At 67.4% G+C, this 22,101-nt stretch carries 20 protein-coding genes; 12 read left to right on the top strand and 8 right to left on the bottom strand.

Going from position 1 to position 22,101, the window contains the following annotated elements; genetic code table 11:
- Positions 1-264: 264 nt before the first annotated feature.
- Entirely contained in the window at positions 265-879 is a 615-nt protein-coding gene (locus tag WIX39_RS10905; protein WP_409195034.1) for a YiiX family permuted papain-like enzyme, read from the bottom strand.
- Between the two features lie 102 nt (positions 880-981).
- On the opposite strand from WIX39_RS10905, the gene WIX39_RS10910 reads away from it, so the two are divergent.
- Complete coding sequence (locus tag WIX39_RS10910; protein WP_081265858.1) at positions 982-1,539, top strand: putative glycolipid-binding domain-containing protein; 558 nt, start codon at positions 982-984, stop codon at positions 1,537-1,539.
- A gap of 21 nt (positions 1,540-1,560) precedes the next feature.
- Here WIX39_RS10910 and WIX39_RS10915 read toward each other — a convergent pair whose 3' ends face one another.
- Together WIX39_RS10915 and WIX39_RS10920 are read right to left on the bottom strand one after the other, a co-directional pair.
- Positions 1,561-2,556, bottom strand: coding sequence for a Bug family tripartite tricarboxylate transporter substrate binding protein (locus tag WIX39_RS10915; protein WP_106935359.1), 996 nt, complete (start codon positions 2,554-2,556; stop codon positions 1,561-1,563).
- Positions 2,553-3,488: a LysR family transcriptional regulator gene (locus WIX39_RS10920; protein ID WP_106935358.1), complete on the bottom strand. Its 936-nt coding sequence runs from the start codon at positions 3,486-3,488 to the stop codon at positions 2,553-2,555. Before WIX39_RS10920 ends, WIX39_RS10915 begins: the two co-directional genes overlap by 4 nt.
- Positions 3,489-3,609: 121 nt before the next feature.
- Between WIX39_RS10920 and WIX39_RS10925 the strand changes: the two genes are divergently transcribed.
- From WIX39_RS10925 to WIX39_RS10935, 3 genes are read left to right on the top strand one after another with little or no spacing between them, the layout of a single operon-like run.
- Positions 3,610-6,348, top strand: coding sequence for a tannase/feruloyl esterase family alpha/beta hydrolase (locus tag WIX39_RS10925; protein WP_409195035.1), 2,739 nt, complete (start codon positions 3,610-3,612; stop codon positions 6,346-6,348).
- Between the two features lie 50 nt (positions 6,349-6,398).
- On the top strand, positions 6,399-7,703 hold the full coding sequence (locus WIX39_RS10930; protein WP_409196340.1) for a hypothetical protein: 1,305 nt from the start codon (positions 6,399-6,401) through the stop codon (positions 7,701-7,703).
- 32 nt (positions 7,704-7,735) lie between these two features.
- Entirely contained in the window at positions 7,736-8,710 is a 975-nt protein-coding gene (locus tag WIX39_RS10935) for a tripartite tricarboxylate transporter substrate-binding protein (RefSeq protein WP_409195036.1), read from the top strand.
- Between the two features lie 40 nt (positions 8,711-8,750).
- Here the strand turns inward: WIX39_RS10935 and WIX39_RS10940 are convergent, their stop codons facing one another.
- A complete protein-coding gene (locus WIX39_RS10940; protein ID WP_409195037.1) occupies positions 8,751-9,461 on the bottom strand; it encodes a FadR/GntR family transcriptional regulator in 711 nt (236 codons plus the stop codon).
- 262 nt (positions 9,462-9,723) lie between these two features.
- On the opposite strand from WIX39_RS10940, the gene WIX39_RS10945 reads away from it, so the two are divergent.
- The 8 genes from WIX39_RS10945 to WIX39_RS10980 all read left to right on the top strand — a co-directional run bounded on the left by WIX39_RS10945 (position 9,724) and on the right by WIX39_RS10980 (position 17,749).
- Entirely contained in the window at positions 9,724-10,785 is a 1,062-nt protein-coding gene (locus WIX39_RS10945; RefSeq protein WP_409196341.1) for a porin, read from the top strand.
- Between the two features lie 102 nt (positions 10,786-10,887).
- Positions 10,888-11,763: an amidohydrolase family protein gene (locus WIX39_RS10950; RefSeq protein WP_106935354.1), complete on the top strand. Its 876-nt coding sequence runs from the start codon at positions 10,888-10,890 to the stop codon at positions 11,761-11,763.
- 7 nt (positions 11,764-11,770) lie between these two features.
- Entirely contained in the window at positions 11,771-13,282 is a 1,512-nt protein-coding gene (locus WIX39_RS10955; RefSeq protein ID WP_106935353.1) for a sugar ABC transporter ATP-binding protein, read from the top strand.
- An 18-nt stretch (positions 13,283-13,300) separates the two neighbouring features.
- The gene (locus tag WIX39_RS10960) at positions 13,301-14,326 is read left to right on the top strand and encodes an ABC transporter permease (protein WP_106935352.1); all 1,026 of its coding nucleotides are present in this window, start codon (positions 13,301-13,303) and stop codon (positions 14,324-14,326) included.
- A gap of 30 nt (positions 14,327-14,356) precedes the next feature.
- Positions 14,357-15,313, top strand: coding sequence for an ABC transporter substrate-binding protein (locus tag WIX39_RS10965; protein WP_081265793.1), 957 nt, complete (start codon positions 14,357-14,359; stop codon positions 15,311-15,313).
- Positions 15,314-15,315: 2 nt separating this feature from the next.
- A complete protein-coding gene (locus tag WIX39_RS10970; protein WP_106935351.1) occupies positions 15,316-16,593 on the top strand; it encodes an L-fuconate dehydratase in 1,278 nt (425 codons plus the stop codon).
- Positions 16,594-16,621: 28 nt separating this feature from the next.
- Positions 16,622-17,398 (top strand): SDR family oxidoreductase, encoded by a 777-nt coding sequence (locus WIX39_RS10975; protein ID WP_106935350.1) that lies wholly within the window; start codon positions 16,622-16,624, stop codon positions 17,396-17,398.
- Positions 17,399-17,419: 21 nt separating this feature from the next.
- Positions 17,420-17,749 carry an L-rhamnose mutarotase gene (locus WIX39_RS10980; protein ID WP_106935349.1) on the top strand — a complete coding sequence of 110 codons (330 nt, stop codon included), beginning with the start codon at positions 17,420-17,422 and terminating at the stop codon, positions 17,747-17,749.
- A 54-nt stretch (positions 17,750-17,803) separates the two neighbouring features.
- Here the strand turns inward: WIX39_RS10980 and WIX39_RS10985 are convergent, their stop codons facing one another.
- From WIX39_RS10985 to WIX39_RS11000, 4 genes are all read right to left on the bottom strand, one after another.
- Entirely contained in the window at positions 17,804-18,397 is a 594-nt protein-coding gene (locus WIX39_RS10985) for a hypothetical protein (RefSeq protein ID WP_081265797.1), read from the bottom strand.
- Between the two features lie 77 nt (positions 18,398-18,474).
- A complete protein-coding gene (locus tag WIX39_RS10990) occupies positions 18,475-19,815 on the bottom strand; it encodes an MFS family transporter (RefSeq protein ID WP_106935348.1) in 1,341 nt (446 codons plus the stop codon).
- Positions 19,816-19,936: 121 nt separating this feature from the next.
- Complete coding sequence (locus tag WIX39_RS10995) at positions 19,937-21,094, bottom strand: alpha-hydroxy acid oxidase (RefSeq protein WP_205367888.1); 1,158 nt, start codon at positions 21,092-21,094, stop codon at positions 19,937-19,939.
- A 109-nt stretch (positions 21,095-21,203) separates the two neighbouring features.
- Complete coding sequence (locus WIX39_RS11000) at positions 21,204-22,091, bottom strand: LysR substrate-binding domain-containing protein (RefSeq protein WP_106935346.1); 888 nt, start codon at positions 22,089-22,091, stop codon at positions 21,204-21,206.
- Between the last annotated feature and the right edge of the window lie 10 nt (positions 22,092-22,101).

The following is a 22,101-nucleotide window of genomic DNA, read 5'->3' on the forward strand; positions in this document are numbered from 1 at the left end:
CTTTCAGGGCGTGTGCACAGGCCGCCGGGTACTCCCCTCCGCGAATGTCCCCCGGCCTTCGGCCTCCTCCTTTATTTCGCTGCGGGGAGCACCCGGCGGCCTGTGCACGATGGACGCAGCGCTTGTGCGAGCCGATCAACCGGTGCTCTGAACGCTCACGTCGGCGGGGTGCCTTGCGCAGCGAAATAAAGGAGGAGGGCGAAGCCCGGGGGACATTCGCGGAGCAAGGCACCCCGTCGGCGTGAGCGCCGCCCTGAAAAACCGTCAGCGCGTCTCGACGGTCCTGAGCAACGGCGACTCGAACATCGCCACCGGAGAGATCACCGGCTCGTCCATCGGCACCTTGTCGCCGTAGCGCTCGCGCATCTTGGCGCGCACCGCCGGGTCCGTCAGGTTGAATTCGCGGATCTTCTGCAGTTCGCCGATGCGCACGCCCAGCGCACGCTGGTAGAGCTTCCATACGAGTTCGGAGCAGTAGATGCGCTGGTCCGACCATTCGAACGTCAGGTCGTAAGGGCGGCCCTCGAAATCGGCGGTGCGGGCGCGCAGCGTGGCCACTGCGCCCGGCGTCAGCAGCCGGTCGGCATCGCGCAGCCGCTTGACCACGTAGTGGCCGCCATTGCCGCGTGCGGTCCATTGTGCGAGCGGCGTGTAGCGCACCGTCGACACCGCCTCGAACACGTAGGGCTTGCCGCCCCGCATCAGCACGATGCCCATGTGGCTGTAGCGCGAGCCGGTGGCACGCTGCACTGCCACGCTCTGCGCCGAGCGCGAGGTGTGGAAGACGATGTCGCCGTCTTTCAGCGCGGCTGCGGCATGGCCGGCGCCGCAGAAGAAAACGGACAGGAGCAGCGCGAGCGCCGCGGGGAGCTTTGTCATGGTGCCCGGCATTGTCCGGCATGCATCGGCGGCCAATTTTCTTCGGCCATGACGAAGGGACAAGGCTTGCGCACCGCAGCATGCCGGTCCATCATCCGCGCCATGCAAACCGTTGCCTCCATTCTCTGGCGCAGGCTCGACGCACCGGGTCACGACGCCTGCCGCCTCGAACGCAATGCCTCGGCCTGGCAACTCGACGGTGCCGCCGTGTTCCGCATGGAAGACGGCCGCATCGGCCAGCTGCACTACCGCGTGCGCTGCGACCTGCACTGGCACACCCAATGGGGCACCGTGCGCGGCTGGCTCGGCGGCTCGGCCATCGACCTGTCGATCACGCGAGACGCGCGCGGCCACTGGAAGCTCAACGACGAAGCCGTGACCGACATGTCGCATTGCGTCGATCTGGACCTGGGCTTCACGCCCGCCACCAACTTGCTGCAGCTGCGGCGGCTCAACCTCGAGAAGGGCGAGAGTGCCGATGCCCCGGCCGCGTGGCTGGACCTGGACGGCGGCGTGCTGAGCGAACTGGCGCAGCGCTACGAGCGGCGCGGCGAAGCCGAGTACGCCTACGAGGCAAGGCGCTTCGACTACAGCGCGGTGCTGGTCGCCACGCCCGACGGCTTCGTGAAGGACTATCCGCGTCTCTGGGCCGAAGGCTGAACGGCGCGGCCTCTGCCGCGCTCAGTCGAACTGCGAACGGTCGCCGGCCACCAGCTCGCGGTTGCGCCGCCGGTCGATGGCGATCTCGCGCGCGAAATCTTCTGTGCTGCCGCCGGCCGGCAGGTTGTAGGCCTCGCGCAGCCGCGCACGCACGCCGTCGCTGCGCAGCACGCGGTTGATCTCGGCGTTGAGCCGCTGCACCACCGCTGGCGGCGTGCGCGCCGGCGCGAAGATGCCGAAGAGCGAATCGCGGTTCGCCTTCTCGAAGCCCAGTTCCGCCAGCGTCGGCACCTCGGCCAGGGCCTCGATGCGCGCGGGCGCGCCCACCGCCAGCGGCTGGAAGCGGCCGCCCTCGATGTACTGCAGCTGTTGCGCGGCCACGTTGGTGGACAGCACCTCGAACTGCCCGCTGAGCGCATCGTTGAGTTGCGGGCCGCCGCCCTGGTAGGGGATGTGCGTGATGTCGGTGCGGCTTTGCATGCGCACCTGCGCCAGCACCATGTGGCCGATGGTGGCCACGCCCGATGTGGCCCAGCGCACCGCGCCCGGCCGGCTGCGCGCCTGTGCGATCAGCGCGCCGAAGCCGCGCCCCGCGAAGGCCGGCGTGCCGACCACCAGCACCGGCGTGCGCATCACGCTGGCCACGGGCACGAAGGCGTGCTGCGGGTCGTAGGGCACGCGCGCCAGCAGCGGATGCAGCGTGAGCGGGCTGATGGCCGAGAAAGCCAGCGTGCAGCCGTCGGGCGCCGAACGCGCGAGCGCGTCCATGCCCAGGCTGCCGCCCGCGCCGGGGCGGTTTTCGATCAGCACCGGCGCGCCGATCGCCTGTGCGAGCGGTTCGGCCAGCACGCGGGCCGTGCCGTCGCTCACGCCGCCGGGCGGGTACACCACGATCAGCCGCACCGCGCGTTGCGGCCAGGCAGGAGGGGCCGCGCGCAGCAGGCCCGGCGCCGCGCAGGCAGCGGCGAGCAAGGCGCCCGCACCCTGCGCGAAGCGGCGTCTTGCCTGCGCGCTCATGGCGCCGACGGGTGGTTGCCGGCGTGCTCGCCTGCCAGCTTGCGCAGCAGCGCCGCGAAATGCTGCGCGGGCAGGTTGTCTTCTTCCGCGCGCGACACCAGCGTGAGCGGCGCGTCGAGCTGGCCGCCGTCGGCCAGCCGCATGTAGGCGATGGCGTGCGCGTGCACGCCGGTCATCGAGGCGGGCACCACCGACACGCCCACGCCCGCGGCCACGAGGTTCAGGTTGGTCATCATGCGATCGACTTCGGCCACCACGCGCGGGCGCAGCCCCTTGGCGTGGCACAGCGCGAGCAGCTCGGCATAGAGGCCGGGAGCACCCGGACGCCGCACGAGGATGATGCCTTCCTCGCACAGCCTGGCAAGCGGCAGCGGGCGCGAAGCCTTGGGGCGGGCGAGGGCAAAGCGATGGTCGCTGGGCATGGCCACCAGCACCGGTTCGCGCAGCATCGTCTCGAACACCAGCCCCTCGGGCCGGGCCACCGGCACGCGCAGCAGGCCGCAGTGCAGCCGCCCGGCGGCCAGAGCCTCGGTGAGCTCGGCGGCGTTGTCCTCGCGCAGCTGCAGTTCCACCAGGGGGTAGGCGCGGCGGAATGCGCGCAGCGCCTCGGGCATGAAGCGGTGCGCCGCCGCCGAACTGGTGAAGCCGACCGCCAGCGTGCCGGCCTGGCCCTTGGCCACGCGGGCCATGCGCTGCTTCATGGACTCCATGTCCTGCAGCATGCGCAGCGCCTCGGCCTGGAACAGCCGGCCCGCGTCGGTGAGCGCCACGCCGCGCGGGTGGCGGCGGAACAGCGGCATGCCCAGCTCGCGTTCCAGCGCCTTGATCTGCAGGCTCAGCGGCGGCTGCTGGATGCCGAGCTGCTCGGCCGCGCGCGTCATGTGGCCGGTGCCCGCGACGGCCACGAAGTAGCGAAGTGCCCTTATGTCCATATGTTTTTGGTATTGAAAGTGCCTTTTTATTTTATTTGACCCTAAGTCACACCGAATCTATCGTCCGGCCGCCCATTCAAGAACAAGCGGCCCGACGAGGCCGCATGCCGGAGACAAACCCATGCGCACAACGCGCCCTGCATCGATGATTCGTGCCGTCCTGTATGCGATCGGCCTTTCGCTGGTTTCGCTGATCCTTGCCGCCTGCGGTGGTGGTGGCGGAGGAGGAGGGGGCGGCGGTGTCGGCCTGCTGCCCGCCACGCCCCCGGCAAGCGGCAACAACCCGCCCTCCAACGATCCGCCGGACAACCAGCCACCCGCGCCGGTGCAACCGGTGGTTGCCTGCGCCGACCTGAACGGCAAGAGCCTGCCTGCCACGCTGATCAGCCTCCCCACCCAGGGCGCCACCGTCACCAGCGCCACGCCGGTGGCCGCGGGCGATGCGGGCAACACGCTCGGCGACTACTGCCGCGTGCGCGGCACCATCCAGCCGGTCGACCCGAGCGCCTCGGTCATCAACTTCGCGGTGAACCTGCCGGAGAAGTGGAACCAGAAGACCATCCACTTCGGCGGCGGCGGTTTCGACGGCGTGCTCATCGACGGCACCGAGGTCATCCGCTTCGGCCCCGCCGGCAAGCCCGCGCCGCTGGCGCTGGGCTACGCCACCTACGGCGACGACTCCGGCCATCAGTCGAGCAGCATCACCGACGGCAGGTTCGCGGCCAACGACGAGCAGCTCGCCAACTACGGCGGCAATTCGCTCAAGAAGACGCGCGACGTGGCGCAGGCGCTGGTGTTCGCGCGCTATGCGGTGAAGCCGAAGCACGCCTACTTCCTGGGCACCTCGACCGGCGGGCGCGATGCGCTCAGCTACATCCAGCGCTGGCCCGAGGACTACGACGGCGTGATCGCCAACGAACCCGCGCTCAACTACACCGGCACGCGGCTGTCGAACGTGGCCGTGGGCCGCGCGCTCTACAACAACGGCGGCGCGGGCTGGATGAACGTGGCCAAGACGCTGCTGGTGCAGAGGACCGTGATGCAGGCCTGCGACAAGCTCGACGGCGCGGCCGACAACATCGTGAGCAACGTCGAAAGTTGCCGCCTGCTCAATGCGCAGATCATTGCCTCGCTGCGCTGCAGCGGCGGCGCCGATACGGGCGACACCTGCCTGTCGGACGCGCAGATCGCCACCGTGCACGCCATCGAGTCGCCGCTGGACTTCACCACCTATTCGCTGGCCAACGGCGTGAAGCGCGCGGGCGGCTACAACCTGCTCGAAGGCGCGCTGGTGGCGGGCCCCTACACCACGCGTGATCTCGGCACGCGCAAGGTGCCGGGCAATCCGGCCACGTCGTCCGATGCGAACATGTACGTCACCGGCGACCAGTGGGTGAAGTTCTTCGTCACGCGCATCGCGGGCTTCGACACGCTGACCTTCGACCCGCTGGACCCGGGCAGCCATGCCGCGCGCGTGGCCGAGGTGTCGAACCTCACCGACGCGACCAACCCGAACCTCGCGCCCTTCTTCGCGCACGGCGGCCGGCTCATCATGCTGCACGGCCTGGCCGACGAGGTGATCAGCCCCAACTCGACCATCGACTACTACAGGCAGCTCATCGCCACGGTGGGCCAGGCGTCGGTCGACCAGAACGTGCGCTTCTACACCGTGCCCGGCATGGGCCACGGCACCGGCAGCTTCATTCCCAACTGGGATTCGCTGGCGGCGCTCGAAGGCTGGGTGGAGGCCGGGCTCGCACCCGCCACCGGCGTGGCGGTGGATGCGGTGGCCGGCACCTACGGCCGCACGCGTCCGCTGTGCCAGTTCCCGTCGTGGCCCAAGTACCGTGGCAGCGGCAGCCTCGACGCGGCCGTCAACTACAGCTGCGTGACCGAAGTCGGCGACCCGCTGGCCTGCCCGAACCTGCCCGCCTCCGTGACCAGCTACAAAGGCGGCAACAGCTTCGGCGAGGAACTTCGCGTGCAGATCGACCCGGCCACCATGGCCTACACCGTGACCATCGACGCAAGCCTGCAGCGCGCCGCCGGCACCCAGCGCACCGGCTCGCTGGTGTCGGAAGGCAGCTGCAGCTATGCCAGCGCCGAGAGCGGGGCGGTGTTCAGCTTCGGCGCCGGCGGCGTGCTGTCGGGCGGCGTGAACGCGCCGAGCGGCGGAGGCTTCGCGCCGCTGCTGGCATTCCAGAACAGCTTCTCGGCCGCGCCGGTGTCGGGCGACTTCAAGCCGGTGGCGAACGTCTTCAATGCGGTGGGCGTGCAGCAGGGCGCCGGCAGCGCCAATGCCTTCGCTTCGTCGGTGCGGCTGCGCAACGCGGGCACCTTCCAGTACTGCCGCGACCCGGTCTCGGGCGGCTTCATGGTCTACGACGCCAACTGCACGCAGACCGAGAAGGGCTACGTCGCCTACAACACCGCGCGCGCCGCCTTCGACCTCTTCACCACTTCGCCCACCGGCGGTGCCGTGACCACCGGCGGCACGCTCACCGGCTCGATGGTGATCGGCCTCGTCAACGGCGCTGCCGTGCCGCTGCACCTGGTGCGCGAGTCGGCCACCAGCGTCGGCATGCGCGTGCATGGCCTGCAGCAGAGCCTTGCCGCCGGCGTTGCCGACGGCAGCTATGCGCTGGTCAGCGTCAAGGGCGAGAACCACGATGCCACGGTGGCCGGCGGCAACCTTGGCCTCGGCGGTGCGACCGCGGGGCTGAGCTACGACACGCCGGTGCCCGGCGTGGCGCAGGCCGATGCGGGCCGACCGGGCAATTTCATCTTCAACAGCGGCGTCCTCGGTTTCGTCTCCAGCCCGGGGACGAACGCGGCGCTCGAATTCGGAGTACGCCATTGAACAAACGACTCTTCTGCCTCGCGGCATTCGCGCTGATCGGCGCGGCGCCGATGCTTTCCGCCCACGCGGCGCCCACCGGGCCCCAGGCGGCTGCCTGCCCGTCGCCGGTGCCGGAGGCCACCCGCTGCTATACCGGTGAGGACGGCACGGGCGCCCTCTACTGGATCGCCATTCCGGGCGGCTGGGCGAACAACGCGAACCGCGTGCTCGTGATGCACGCCCACGGCGGCCCCGAGACCGGTCCGCCCAAGCTCGAGCGCAGCGAGGAAGACCTCAAGCGCTGGGCCGTCACCGTGAAGGCCGGCTATGCCTGGGCCGGCGCCACCTACCGGCGCGGCGGCTACGGCGTGACCATGGCCGCCGAAGACACCGAGCGGCTGCGCCAGATCTTCGTGCGCCACTTCGGCCAGCCGCATCGCACGCTGCTGCACGGGCAGAGCTACGGCGCGGGCGTGGCGGCGAAGGCGGCCGAACTGTATGCGCCCGCGGGTGGAGCGAAGAGCCCCTACGACGGGCTGATGCTCACCAGCGGCGTGCTCGGCGGCGGCAACAGCGCCTACGACTTCCGGCTCGACCTGCGCGTGGTGTACCAGTACGTCTGCCACAACCATCCGAAGCCCGACGAGCCGCAGTACCCGCTGTGGATGGGCCTGCCGCTCGACTCGAAGCTCACCCGCGCCGACCTTGCCGCGCGCGTGAAGGAATGCACCGGCGTCGGCCTGCCCGCCGCGCAGCGCACGCCCGAGCAGGCCGCGCGCCTGAAGACCATTCTTTCGGTCGTGAAGATCCAGGAGCGCTCGCTGCTCGGCCACCTGACGTGGGCCACCTGGCTGTTCCAGGACCTGGTGCAGAAGCGGCTCGGCGGGCGCAACCCCTTCGGCAACATCGGCGCGGTCTACAGCGGCTCGGCCGACGATGCGGCGCTCAATGCCGGCGTGCTGCGCTACGCGGCCGACCCGCAGGCCAAGGGCGCGCTGGCGGCCGACAGCCAGCCCACAGGGCGCACTTCGCTGCCGACCGTGGGCCTGCATGCGATAGACGACCCCACGGCATTCGTCGAGCTGGAGAACGCGTACCGCCGCATCCGCGACGCGGCCGGCACCGGCAGCCTGCTGGTGCAGAGCTTCAGCAGCGAGCGCGAGCACAGCTATCTGAGCGATTCGGAATACCCGGCGCTCTTTGCCGCGCTGCTCGACTGGATCGACAAGGGCGAGAAGCCCACGCCCGAAGGCCTCGCGCAGCGGTGCAGGGCATTGATGCCGCGCTTCGACACCGACGGCAGGAACGGCTGCCATATCCAGCCGCAATGGCAGCCGCCCGCGCTCGAAAGCCGCGTGCCTTCGCGCGCGCCCTGAATTTCTTTTTTTGACAACGCAACGGAGACTTCATGAAAAAACTGTTCGCCCTCGCGGCGATCGCCATTGCCGCCGGCGCGCATGCGCAGGACTTCCCGGCCGGCAAGTCGATCACCATCGTCGTGCCCTTCGCGGCCGGCGGCCCGACCGACCGCGTCGCGCGCGACCTGGCCGAGGCGCTGCGCAAGCCGCTGGGCGGCGGCACTGTGATCATCGACAACGTGCCCGGCGCCGGCAGTTCCATCGGCGCGGCCAAGGTGGCACGCGCCACGCCCGACGGCTACACGCTGCTGCTCAACCACATCGCGATGGCCACCGTGCCGAGCCTGGTGCGCAACCTGCCGTTCAAGGTGGAGAGCGACTTCGAATACCTGGGCATCGTCAACGACGTGCCGATGACGCTCATCTCCAAGCCGAGCATCCCCGCCACCAACTACAAGGAGCTGACGAGCTGGATCGCGGCCAACAAGGGCAAGATCAACATCGGCAATGCCGGCGTGGGTTCGGCCTCGCACCTGTGCGGGCTGCTTTACCAGAGCGCCACCAAGACCGAAATGACCGCTGTTCCCTACAAGGGCACCGCACCGGCCATCACCGACCTGATCGGCGGGCAGATCGACCTGCTGTGCGACCAGACCACCAACACCACGCCGCAGATCCAGTCCGGCAAGGTCAAGGCCTTTGCCGTGACCACCTCCAGGCGGCTCGCGCTGCCGGCGCTGAAAGACCTGCCCACGCTCGACGAGGCCGGCCTGAAGAACTTCCAGGTCACGATCTGGCACGGCCTGTATGCGCCCAAGGGCACGCCCGCGCCGGTGCTGAAGAAGCTGAGCGATGCGGTGAAGACCGCGCTGAAAGACCCCGACTTCATCCACCGCGAAGAACTGCTGGGCGCCGTGGTGGCGGCCGACGGGCGCATCGAGCCCGCGGGCCACAAGAAGTTCGTGACCGAAGAAATCGCCAAGTGGACGCCGATCATCAAGGCGGCCGGCGTGTACGCCGAATAGCCGTACCGCGCCGCGCTTCAGCGATGGGCGCAGGTGCCGGTCAGGGCACGGATGCCTGCGTTTCCCCCGTCCATCGCGCATGCGATGCGCTCAGGTGATGAAGCATCGCCGCCACGGCGGCTTGAGGGTCCCGCGCCTCCAGCGCGCGGTAGATGGCCTCGTGCTCGGCGAACGCGGCCTTCCAGGCTTGCGAGTCTTCGGTGCTTGCGCTCATGCGCGACGAGATCGGGCTGTGCCGCCCGTCGAACAGCTCTCCCACGAGCCGCACAAGGACGGAGTTCTCCGTCATCTCCGCAATGGCGAGGTGAAAACGCCGGTCGTTCTCTAGCTGCGACCGGCCGTGGAGGCCGTCCTGGCGCATGTCTTCCAGGCAGTTCTTCACGCGCTCGAGCTGCTGTGAAGTGACGCGGGCCGACGCCAGCGTCACCACGGAGCCTTCGAGCATGGCGCGGGCCTGCATCATTTCGGAAGGGCTCTCGCCGACCGCCGGCGTTGCGCGCTCGGACGTGTCTTGCGACGCGCAGACATAGACGCCCGAACCCATTCGTATCTCTATGCGCCCGTCGATCTCCAGGGCGATCAGCGCTTCGCGCAGCGAAGGCCGCGACACACACAGCTGCAATGCCAGTTCCCGCTCCGGAGGCAAGCGCGCGCCGGGCGGCAGGTTGCCCTCCCGGATGAAGGTCCGGATCTGGTCCGCGATCTGCTGATAGAGGCGCCGGGTGTCGGCGGGTTTGGCGGGAGGAAGCATTTGGATCTGTGCCCAGCGGCGCAGCGAGGCTATCTGGTCATGCCAGTTTGACACTGTAAATACAGTCAATCTGCGTCCGCCACCCTTGTTTTCCACGGGAAAACCCGAAAAGGGTTTGTTCTGGTAAGGCCAATTCGGCAATATGGCAAAGTGGTCATGCCAATTGGTAAGGCCAAAAAGCTGTCACACACCAGGGACCTTGACCGGTCGCCTCATACCCCGTTCAGGAACAACAAAAGGAGACGAGAAGATGACGAAGAAGCTGAATTCCCGATCCATCGCCAACGCCGGCGTCGCATGTGTCTGCCTCGGGCTCGGCGCGACGAGCGCGCAGGCCCAAAGCAGCGTGACTCTCTACGGCCGCGCGGTTGCCGGTGTCGACTACCAGAACAACATCGCCGACAAGTCCGGCCGCGGCGGCGGCACCCTGTGGCGTCACGCCGGCAACCAGTGGGGTACCAGCATGCTGGGAATCAAGGGCACGGAGGACCTGGGCGGCGGCATGACCGCACTGTTCGTGCTCGAAGGTGGTTTCGACCTGCCTGCCGCCAAGCCCAACGGCGCCGACCTGCTGCTCAACCGGCGCGCGTATGTCGGCCTGCAGGACTACTGGGGCAAGCTGGTCTTCGGCAAGAACCTGTCGATCTCCAACGACGTCTGGTATCTCGACCCGACGGGCCAGCAGTTCATCGGCACCGCCACGCTGGTGCGCGGGCGCAACTGGCAGGGCAACGACAACGGCATCGAATACACCACGCCGACCTGGGGCGGCTTCAGTGCCACCCTGCAGACCGGGCTCGGCGAGCAGACCGACGGCTTCAGCAAGCTGCGCAAGGACGGCGTCTCGCTGGTCTATGCCGCGCCTTCGTTCGAAGTGCGTGCCATCTACGACGTGGCGCGCGACAAGAACGGCAAGTACTCGGACCTGTTCCTCACGTCGAAGGAACTCACGCTCGGCGGTACCGCGACCTTCGATGCATTGAAGCTGTTCGCCGGCTACCAGCGCCTGTCCGCGCCCGATGCACCGCTCACCGCGCCGAGCAAGGCCAACCACTACTGGGTCGGCGCCAACTACCAGGTCACGCCCTGGCTCACCATGATCGGCTCCGTGTTCCGCGTCACGCAGAACCGCAACGCCGGCAGCGCCAACCTGTACATGCTGGGCGCCAACTATGCGTTGTCCAGGCGCACCTTGCTCTATGCATCGGTGGGCAAGGTCTACAACAGCTCGACGGCCAACTTCTCGGTGGAAGCCACCAACAACAACCCGCCCGCGGGCGGCCGGCAATCGGGCACGTACTTCGGTATCAGCCATACGTTCTAACGCCAAGCCGCATTGCCGTTCGCATCGATTGACGACGGCCTCGCGATCTGAATGAATAGCCCCGCCATGGACCCCAGCCCAGCTGCCGACGATTGGAAACGCATGGTCACACGCATCGACTCGCACCAGCACTTCTGGCAGCCCGCGCGCGGCGACTACACGTGGCTGCGCGCCGACGTGCCGGCGCTGGAGCTGCTGGTGCGCGACTTCATGCCGCAAGACCTGATGCCGCTCATGCAAGCGCATGGCGTGACGCGGACCGTGCTGGTGCAGGCGGCCGACTCCGAAGCCGAGACCGGCTTCATGCATGAGCTCGCGGCCGCGCACGACATCATCGGCGGCGTGGTCGGCTGGGTCGACCTGGGCCGGCCCGAAGCCGCCGCATCGCTGGAGCGCATGGCGCGGCATCCGAAGTTCAAGGGCGTGCGGCCGATGCTGCAGGACCTGCCCGATGACGACTGGATCGCGCGCATGCCGCATCCCGATGCGGTGCGCGCGCTCGTGCGGCTCGGGCTGCGCTTCGATGCGCTGGTGAAGCCGAGGCACCTGTCGCCGCTGCTGCGCTTTCTGAAGGACTGGCCGCGGTTGCCCGTGGTGATCGACCACGGCGCCAAGCCGCCGGTGGGTGCGCACGGTAGCGAAGCCTTTGCGCAGTGGCGCAAGGAGATCGCCGCAGTCGCTGCGCTGCCGCAGGTGTGCTGCAAGTTCTCGGGCCTCTGGGGCGAGGCGCCGCAGTCGACGCACGGCAGCGTCGAGGCGGCCGTGCGCGTGGTGCGCCCGGTATGGGAGCACCTGCTCGAATGCTTCGGACCCGCTCGCCTGATGTGGGGCAGCGACTGGCCGGTCCTCACGCTGGCCGGCGACTACGCGGGCTGGATCTCGGTGAGCGAAAACCTCATCGGACAGCTGTCGGCCGACGAACAGGCGCAAGTCTGGCGAGGCACCGCGCAGCGCTTCTACGACATTGCCACGGACTGAACGCGCCATGCCATCCATCGTCACCATCCGCGACCTCTGCAAGTCATTTGCCGGCGTGCGCGCGCTCGACAAGGCGCAGTTCGATCTGCAGCCAGGCGAGGTGCATGCCATCATGGGCGAGAACGGCGCCGGCAAGTCCACGCTGATGAAAGTGCTCGCGGGCGTCTACAGCAAGGACTCCGGCGAGGTGCTGCTCGACGGCCAGCCCGTGGACATCGACAGCCCGCGCGCTGCGCAGGCGCTGGGCATCGGCATCATCCATCAGGAGCTCAACCTGATGAACCACCTGAGCGCGGCGCAGAACATCTTCATCGGCCGCGAGCCGCGCGGGCGCCTGGGACTGTTCATCGACGAGGAGGTCATGCGCGCGGAAACGCAACGCATCTTCGAGCGCATGAACCTGCGGCTCGACCCGCGCACGCCGGTGGGCGAACTCACGGTGGCCAGGCAGCAGATGGTGGAGATCGCCAAGGCGCTGTCCTTCGACTCGCGCGTGCTCATCATGGACGAGCCCACCGCCGCGCTGAACAACGAGGAAGTGGCCGACCTGTTCCGCATCATCGGGCAGCTCAAGTCGCAGGGCGTGGCGGTGGTCTACATCTCGCACAAGATGGACGAGCTCAAGCGCATTGCCGACCGCGTGACCGTGATGCGCGACGGCCAGTACATCGCCACCGTGCCCATGGCCGAGACGCCGATGGACTCGCTCATCGCCATGATGGTGGGGCGCCGGCTCACCGACGTGGAAAACGAATTTCCCGACACCTCGGGCAACGAAGTGGTGCTGGAAGCACGGGGCATCTGCCGCGGCACCATGGTGCGCAACGCCAGCTTCGTGCTGCGCAAGGGCGAGATCCTGGGCTTTGCGGGGCTGATGGGCGCGGGGCGCACCGAGCTTGCACGCGCCGTGTTCGGCGCGGACCGCATCGATGCCGGCGAGGTCTTCGTGCGCGGAAGGAAAGTGTCCATCCGCTCGCCCGAAGACGCGGTGGCGCACGGCATCGGCTATCTCTCGGAAGACCGAAAGCATTTCGGCCTGGCCACCGGCATGGACGTGGAGACCAACATTGCGCTGCCGAACATGAAGCGTTTCCTGTCGATGGGCATGTTCATCGACCAGGCCGCCATCAGCGCGGCGGGCGAGCGCTTCGTGAAGCAGCTCAACATCAAGACGCCCTCGACCCAGCAGCAGGTGCGGCTGCTCTCCGGCGGCAACCAGCAGAAGATCGTGATTGCCAAGTGGCTGCTGCGCGACTGCGGCGTGCTCTTCTTCGACGAGCCCACGCGCGGCATCGACGTGGGCGCCAAGGCCGAGATCTACCGCCTGCTCAACGCGCTGGCAGAACAGGGCAAGGCCATCGTGATCATCTCTTCGGAGTTGCCCGAGATATTGCGCATGAGCCACCGCGTGCTGGTGATGTGCGAAGGCCGCATCACCGGCGAACTGGCGGGGCGCGAAGCCTCGCAGGAAAAGATCATGCAGCTCGCCACCCGGCGCGAAGCCGCCACCGCCACCTGACGACACTGGAGACACCCCTTGACGACCCCCACCGCCACCACCGCTGCCACGCCCGGCTTCTCGCTGAAGGCACGGCTCTTTCGTCCGGCCACGCGGCAGAAGATGCTGGCCTTTGCCAGCCTGATCGTGCTGATGGTGTTCTTCAGCATCGCGTCGCCGCAGTTCCTGCAGGCCGACAACCTGGTGAGCATTCTCCAGTCGACCGCGGTGAACGGCGTGCTGGCGATTGCCTGCACCTTCGTCATCATCACTTCGGGCATCGACCTGTCGGTGGGCACGCTGATGACCTTCTGCGCCGTCATGGCCGGCGTGGTGCTCACCTACATGGGCATGCCGCTCGCGCTCGGCATTGCGGCCGCGATACTTTTCGGCGCGCTGGCGGGCTTCGTGTCGGGCGTGCTGATCGCCAAGCTCAAGATACCGCCGTTCATTGCCACGCTGGGCATGATGATGCTGCTCAAGGGCCTGTCGCTGGTGATCTCGGGCACCAAGCCGATCTACTTCAACGACACGCCGGGCTTCACCGTCATCTCGCAGGACTCGCTGATCGGCTACCTGGTTCCGTCGCTGCCGATTCCGAATGCGGTGCTCATCCTGTTCCTGGTGGCCGTTGCCGCCAGCATCGTGCTCAACAAGACCATCCTCGGGCGCTACACCTTCGCGCTCGGCAGCAATGAGGAAGCGGTGCGGCTCTCCGGCGTGAACACCGATTTCTGGAAAGTGCTGGTCTACACGGTGAGCGGCGGCATCTGCGGCATAGCAGGTCTGCTGATTGCCTCGCGCCTGAACTCCGCGCAGCCTGCGCTGGGGCAGGGCTACGAACTCGATGCGATTGCTGCGGTGGTCATCGGCGGCACGTCGCTCAGCGGTGGCACCGGCACCATCGTCGGCACCATCATCGGCGCCTTCATCATGAGCGTGCTGACCAACGGCCTGCGCATTCTTTCGGTCGCGCAGGAGTGGCAGACCGTGGTCACGGGCGTGATCATCATTCTTGCCGTGTACGCGGACATCCTTCGCCGGCGCGGCGGCAGCAGGCACTGAGCTGATTTTCACAACCACAGGAGACATCGAATGATCCAGAGAAGAGCAGTCACCACCACGCTGGGCGCGGCCCTCATCGGCCTGTCGGGCTTTGCGGCGCACGCGCAGCAGGCACAGGAGGTCTACATCCCGCTCGTGTCCAAGGGCTTCCAGCACCAGTTCTGGCAGGCCGTGAAGTCGGGCGCCGAGCAGGCCGCGAAAGACTTCAAGGTCAAGGTCACTTTCGAAGGCCCCGAGACCGAGGCGATGGTCGACAAGCAGATCGACATGCTCTCCGCCGCGCTGGCCAAGAAGCCGCAGGCCATCGGCTTTGCCGCGCTCGACAGCCAGGCCGCCATTCCGCTGCTGAAGAAGGCGCAGGCCGCGAAGATTCCCGTGGTGGCCTTCGACTCCGGCGTGGACAGCGACATACCCGTCACCACCACGACCACCGACAACAAGGCCGCCGCCGCGCTGGCCGCCGACAAGATGGCCGAGCTGATCGGCAAGAGCGGCGAAGTGGCGCTGGTGGTGCACGACCAGACCAGCCGCACCGGCGTGGACCGGCGCGACGGCTTCGTCAACCGCATCAAGTCGGCCTACCCCAACATCAAGATCGTGAGCGTGCAGTACGGCGGCGGCGACCAGCTCAAGTCGACCGAGATCACCAAGTCGATCCTGCAGGCATCGCCCAACCTCAAGGGCATCTTCGGCGCCAACGAGGGCTCCGCCATCGGCGTGGTCAACGGCGTGAAGGAGATGAAGCGCAACGGCAAGGTCGTGATCATCGGCTACGACTCCGGCAAGCAGCAGAAGAACGCGATCATGGACGGCAGCATGGCCGGCGCCATCACGCAGAATCCGGTGGGCATGGGCTACAAGACCGTGGAGATGGCGGTGAAGGCGATCAAGGGCGAGAAGCTGCCGAAGGTGGTGGACACCGGGTTCTTCTGGTACGACAAGACCAACATCGCCGACCCCAAGATCGCGGCCGTACTGTACGACTGAACATGACCACAGTCCGATCGATGCGCGTGCTCGACGTGCGCTTTCCCACCTCGCAGCAGCTCGACGGTTCCGACGCGATGAACCCCGACCCGGATTATTCGGCGGCGTATGTCGTGCTCGAAACCGACCAGCCGGGGCTCGAGGGCCACGGCCTCACATTCACCATCGGACGCGGCAACGAAATCTGCTGCGCCGCCATCGAGGCCATGCGCCACCTGGTGGTGGGGCTCGACCTTGCATGGGTGGCGCAGGACATGGGGCGCTTCTGGCGCCACGTGACCTCCGACAGCCAGCTGCGATGGATCGGCCCGGACAAGGGCGCGATCCACCTGGCCACCGGCGCGGTCGTCAACGCGATGTGGGACCTGTGGGCCAAGTCCGAAGGCAAGCCCGTGTGGCAGCTGGTGGCCGACATGAGCCCCGAGGCGTTCGTGCGCTGCATCGACTTCCGCTACATCACCGACTGCATCACGCCCGACGAGGCGCTGGCGCTCGTCACCGAAGCCGCGAAGGGAAAGGCCGGGCGCATCGCCACGCTGAAGGCCGAGGGCTACCCCTGCTACACCACGTCAGCCGGCTGGCTCGGCTACTCCGACGAGAAGCTGCGCACGCTTGCGCAGGAGGCCGTGGACGCCGGCTTCAACCACATCAAGCTCAAGGTGGGGCGCGACCTGCAGGACGACGTCCGCCGCCTGACGGTGGCGCGCGAGGTGCTCGGCCCCGAGCGCCACCTGATGATCGACGCCAACCAGGTCTGGGAAGTCGACCAGGCCATCGACTGGGTGCGGCAACTCTCCTTTGCCAGGCCGTGGTTCATCGAGGAGCCCACCAGCCCCGACGACGTCGAGGGCCACCGCAAGATCCGCAAAGGCGTGGCGCCCGTGAAGGTGGCCACGGGCGAGATGTGCCAGAACCGCATCATGTTCAAGCAGTTCATCATGCGCGGCGGCATCGACGTGGTGCAGATCGACGCATGCCGCCTCGGCGGCGTGAACGAGATCCTTGCCGTTATGCTCATGGCCGCGAAGTACAAGCTGCCCGTGTGCCCGCATGCCGGCGGCGTGGGCCTGTGCGAATACGTGCAGCACCTGTCGATGATCGACTACCTCTGCATCTCCGGTACGCGCGAAGGCCGCGTGGTCGAGTACGTCGACCATCTGCACGAGCACTTCATCGAACCCTGCGAGATCCGCAATGCGGCCTACATGCCGCCGAAGGGCGCGGGCTTCTCCATCACCATGAAGCCCGAATCGCTGGAACGCTACCGCTTTCGCGGATGAACAGAAAACAGAAAGGCACTGCACGACCATGGACCTCCATCTGAAAGACAAGGTGGTGCTCGTCACCGGCGGCGGCAGCGGCATTGGCGCTGCCATCTCGATGACGCTGGCGAGCGAGGGCGCGGTGCCGGTGATCTGCGGCAAGAACCCGCTCGATGCGCCGTTCGAAGAAGCGCTGCGCGCGCTGCAGCCGCGCATGCGCTTCTTCCAGTTCGAGCTGATGGAGGAGGCGGCTTGCGCCAAGGCCGTGGCCGACACCGCCGCGGAGTTCGGCCGCATCGACGGGCTGGTCAACAACGCCGGCGTGAACGACAGCGTGGGCCTGGAAGCCGGGCGCGAGGCCTTCGTCGGTTCGCTCGAACGCAACCTCATCCACTGCTACGTGATGGCGCACTACTGCCTGCCGCACCTGAAGGCGAGCAGGGGCGCGATCGTCAACATCTCGTCGAAGACGGCGGTGACCGGCCAGGGCAACACCAGCGGCTACACCGCTGCCAAGGGCGCGCAACTTTCGCTGACCCGCGAGTGGGCCGCGTCATTGCGGGAAGACGGCGTGCGCGTGAACGCGGTGATTCCCGCCGAAGTGATGACACCGCTCTACCAGCGATGGATATCGGGCTTCGACGAGCCCGACCGCAAGCTGGAAGAGATCACCAGCAAGATTCCGCTGGGGCACCGCATGACCACCCCGCAGGAGATTGCGGACAACGTCGTGTTCCTGCTGTCGGAGCGCGCTTCGCACACGACGGGGCAGTGGGTGTTCGTGGACGGCGGGTATACGCACCTGGACCGAGCGTTGACCTGATTTTCTTGGACTGGAGTTTTCATGCGCCATTGCCTTGCCCTCGATCTCAAGGACGACCCGGCGTTGATTGCCGAGTACGAGGCGTATCACCGCGAGATATGGCCCGAGGTGCGCGCGCATCTTGTCGCGCATGGCGTGATTGCGATGGAGATCTATCGGCTGGGCACGCGGATGGTGATGCTGATGGAGACGGACGACGCGCGGTATGACGCGGAGGCGATGGCGCTGGCTTCGAAGAGCGACCCGAAGATCAGGGAGTGGGAGGAGCTGATGTGGAAGTTTCAGGCGGCTACGCCCTGGACGCCTGTGGGGGAGAAGTGGGTGGGGATGGCGCGGATATTTGAGTTGTGAGAACGCAGGAAGAAAGCCCTTGCGAGCACGCCGAGAAGCACTTCCAGGCGCTGCCTACTTCTGCGCCTGCGCAAGCTCCGCACGAAACGCCTCCATAGGCGGCCTCACCAAAGCACTGGCCTGCTCAGCAAACTCCTTCACCGGCGCCCACTTGTGCCCCCGCCCATCCAGAGACAAGTCATAAGCCCGCTGCAGATGCGCCAGCAGCTTCCTCGAAGCCGACTGCGCCGCCAATAGCGCATCGATCGCACGCGGGGTTTCGAAGCGCAGGTGGTCCACATTCGCCAGCGCCGACGTAATGCCTTCGACTTCGAGCGACAGGTGAAGCAGGTCGAGCGCGGTTTCGTCGGGGTGCGACTTGACCTTCTCCGCGACCACATAAACCGCGTTGATCAGTTGCAGCGCCCCCTGGTGCATCGAAAGCCGGGCCGCCAGCTTGCGTGCCTCGCGGCGCTGCATCTCCAGCGTGTGCTGACGCTGCACGACCCACAGCCCCAGGCCGATGGCGGTGACGGAGCCGAAGGCCTGGGCCCAGGCTGCCCAGTCGCCGGTGGCGGCTGGTGGATAGGCCGCGAACACGCCGATCAGCGCGCCGTAGACGAGCACGGCAACGCCGCACACCATGGCTGTTTCCAGCTTTGACTTCATGCCTCTTTCCTCTAGGAGGCGGAAGTATGTCCCCTTGGTTCGGGTCTGAATTGCCCGAACAAAGGGGTTTTGCACCCTCAGTGATCGTGATGCAGGTAGCTGGCTTGCCGCGGCAGGCGCAGGCTGACGACGAAGGCGAGGACCATCATCGCGCTCACGTACCAGAAGAAGGCCGACTCGTGGCCCAGCGACTTTAGGCCCAGCGCCACGTACTCCGCCGAGCCGCCGAAGATGGCGTTCGCCACCGCGTAGGCCAGCCCGACGCCCAGCGCGCGCACTTCGGGCGGGAACATCTCGGCCTTCACGATGCCGCTGATCGAGGTGTAGAAGCTCACGATGGCCAGGGCCAAGATGATGAGCACGAAGGCCAGCACCGGGCTGGTGGTGTGCTGCAGGGCCGTGAGAATGGGCACCGTGGCCAGCGCACCCAGTCCGCCGAACAGCAGCATGTTGTTGCGCCGCCCGATGCGATCCGACAGCGCGCCGAACACCGGCTGCATGCACATGTAGACGAACAGCGCGCCGGTCATGACGTAGCTCGCCGTCTTGATCGGCAGGTGCACCGTGTTCACCAGGTACTTCTGCATGTAGGTGGTGAAGGTATAGAAGATGAGCGAGCCACCGGCGGTGTAGCCCAGCACCGTCAGGAACGCAGGCGTGTGGTGCTTGAAGAGGCCCGCGATGCTGCCGGCCTCCTTGTTCTCCCGGGCCTCGGCGCTCTGCGTTTCATGCAGCGTGCGGCGCAGCAGCAGCGCGACCACGGCGGCGATGGCGCCGATGACGAACGGAATGCGCCAGCCCCACGCCTTGAGCTCGGCCTCGGTCAGCATCTGCTCGAGCGCCACGATGACCAGCACCGCCAGCAGTTGGCCGCCGATCAGCGTGACGTACTGGAACGAAGAGAAGAAGCCGCGCTGCCCGCGCAGCGCGACCTCGCTCATGTAGGTGGCGGTGGTGCCGTATTCGCCGCCCACCGACAGGCCCTGGAACAGGCGGCAGATGAGCAGCAGGAAGGGCGCCCAGGCGCCGATCTGCGCATAGGTGGGCAGCGCCGCGATGACGAGCGAGCCGCCGCACATCATGGTGACGGAGATCAGCATCGAGGTCTTGCGCCCGAGCCGGTCGGCCACGCGGCCGAACAGCCAGCCGCCGATGGGCCGCATGAGGAAGCCGGCCGCGAACACGCCTGCGGTGTTCAGCAGTTGCGCGGTGGGGTCCGATTTGGGAAAGAAGGCCGGCGCGAAGTACAGCGCCGAGAAGGCATACACGTAGAAGTCGAACCACTCGACCAGGTTGCCCGAGGAGGCCGCCATGATCGCGAAGACGCGGTGGCGTTTTTCTTCGGCGCTGTAGTGCGGTGGGGACGAAGAAGAAGAGGAAGCCGTCTGGCCTCCATGGGTAGGCGTGACTGCGCTCATGGTGCCTTTGCCGCCGTGCGGGCGATGTTGTTGTTGCCAAAACATTCTGCGCCTGCACGTGGGGGCGCCGTGTCAGCCGGCGCCTCATCGGCCTACCTCCGAAGTGGCCTTCGCGCAGGCCCTAGAACGTGCCGGGCAGCAGGATGCTCGAATCGACGTCGTCGATGTTCGTGCGGCCGCAGAAGGCCATGGTGATGTCGAGCTCCTTCTGGATGATCTGCAGCGCGCGCGTCACGCCGGCCTCGCCGTAGGCGCCCAGCCCGTACAGGAAGCTCCGGCCGATGAGCGTGCCGCGTGCGCCCAGCGCGCGGGCCTTGAGCACGTCCTGCCCGCTGCGGATGCCGCCGTCCATCCACACCTCGATCTCGCTGCCCACCGCTTCGACGATGGCGGGCAGTGCCGCGATGGAAGAGGGCGCGCCGTCGAGCTGGCGGCCGCCGTGGTTCGACACGATGAGCGCATCGGCACCGCTGTTGGCGGCCAGGCGCGCGTCTTCCACGTCCATGATGCCCTTGAGGATGAGCTTGCCGCCCCAGAGCTTCTTGATCCACTCGACGTCGGCCCAGCTGAGCGCGGGGTCGAACTGCTCGGCGGTCCACGAAGACAGCGACGACAGGTCTTTCACGCCCTTGGCATGGCCCGCGATGTTGCCGAAGGTGCGTCGCTTCGTGCCCAGCATGCCCATGCACCAGGCCGGCTTGGTGGCGAGGTTGATGAGGTTCTTGATGGTGGGCTTGGGCGGCGCGGTGAGGCCGTTCTTGATGTCCTTGTGGCGCTGCCCCAGGATCTGAAGGTCCAGCGTGAGCTGCAGCGCGGTGACGTTGGCGGCCTTGGCGCGCTCGATCAGGCGTTCGATGAAGTCGCGGTCCTTCATGACGTAGAGCTGGAACCAGAACGGGTGGCGGCCGGTGTGCTCGGCGATGTCCTCGAGCGAGCAGATGCTCATGGTCGACAGCGTGAACGGAATGCCGAAGGCCTTGGCCGCGCGGGCGCCGAGGATCTCGCCGTCGGCGTGCTGCATGCCGGTGAGGCCGGTGGGCGCGATGGCCACGGGCATCGCGGTTTCCTGCCCGGCCATGGTGGTGCGCAGCGAGCGGCCTTCCATGTTCACCGCCACGCGCTGGCGCAGCTTGATCTTCTGGAAGTCGCTTTCGTTGGCGCGGTAGGTGCCCTCGGTCCAGGCGCCGGAGTCGGCGTAGTCGTAGAACATCTTCGGCACGCGCCGCTTGGCGATCACCCGCAGGTCTTCGATGCTGGTGATCTTGGAAAGGTCGGGCACGGTGCGTCTCCTGGATGGTCTTTGTGGGTTGGCGGGGGCTAACCGGCCATTATCGGCAGGTGCCCCGGCGGGCCATCTGAAAAAAGCGGGGGCCTCGGCTGAAAAGAATTCAGTCCCGCAGCGCCTGCCGCAGCCACTCGACGAAGGTGGCGCATTCCCAGCGCTCCATGGTGCCCGGCCGCCAGCACAGGAAGTAGGCGTTGGGCGAAGGCACGCTGCGTGGCGACAGCCGCACGAGCCGGCCATTGTCGAGCCAGGCGCTGCCGAGCTTCAGGTGCATCAGCACCACGCCGAAGTCTTCCGCCGCCGCATCGAGCGCCAGGCCCAGGTCGGTGAGCTGGTGGCCGCTGGCGGGCTCGGGCAGGCCGATGCCGCAGGCCTTGAACCAGGTGCGCCAAGACTCCAGCGGCGTGCGCAGCAACTGCGAGCGAGACACCTCGGCGTCGGTCGAGAAGCCGTCCTCGAACGGGCCGTGGCGTTGCAGGTACGCCGGGCTGCACGCGGGCGACACCTCGTCGGCCAGCAACTGGCAGAACTCGCGGTCGTGAAACGGGCCGGTGCCGAAGCGCAGCTCCAGGTCGACCTCTTCCAGTGTGGAGCTGCGCACCGGCGCCGTCACCTGCAGCATCAGCTCGATGTTCGGGTAGGTATCGCGAAAGCGCGCGAGCCGGGGCAGCAGTATCTGCCGCGAGAAGGTGGGCGTGACCGCCACGCGCAGCCGCCGCATCTGCGACGCCGGCTCGCGGCCGGGCACTTGCTGCAGTGCCGCAATGGCCTCGCGCACGCGGGCCAGGTAGGCCATGCCGTCGGCGCTGAGGCTGAAGTCGCTGCCGGTGAAGAACTTGAGTTCCAGCAGAAGCTCGAGCTGGCGGATGCGGTGGCTCACCGCGCTGGGCGTCACGCTGAGTTCCTCGGCCGCCAGGTTCACGCTGCGCAGGCGCGCGACGGCCTCGAAGGCCTGGAGGCCCTGGGTCGAGGGAAGGCGCGGTGAAACCATCTTCTTGTCG

The organism is Variovorax sp. AB1(2024) (assembly GCF_037482385.2).
GTDB lineage: Bacteria > Pseudomonadota > Gammaproteobacteria > Burkholderiales > Burkholderiaceae_C > Variovorax.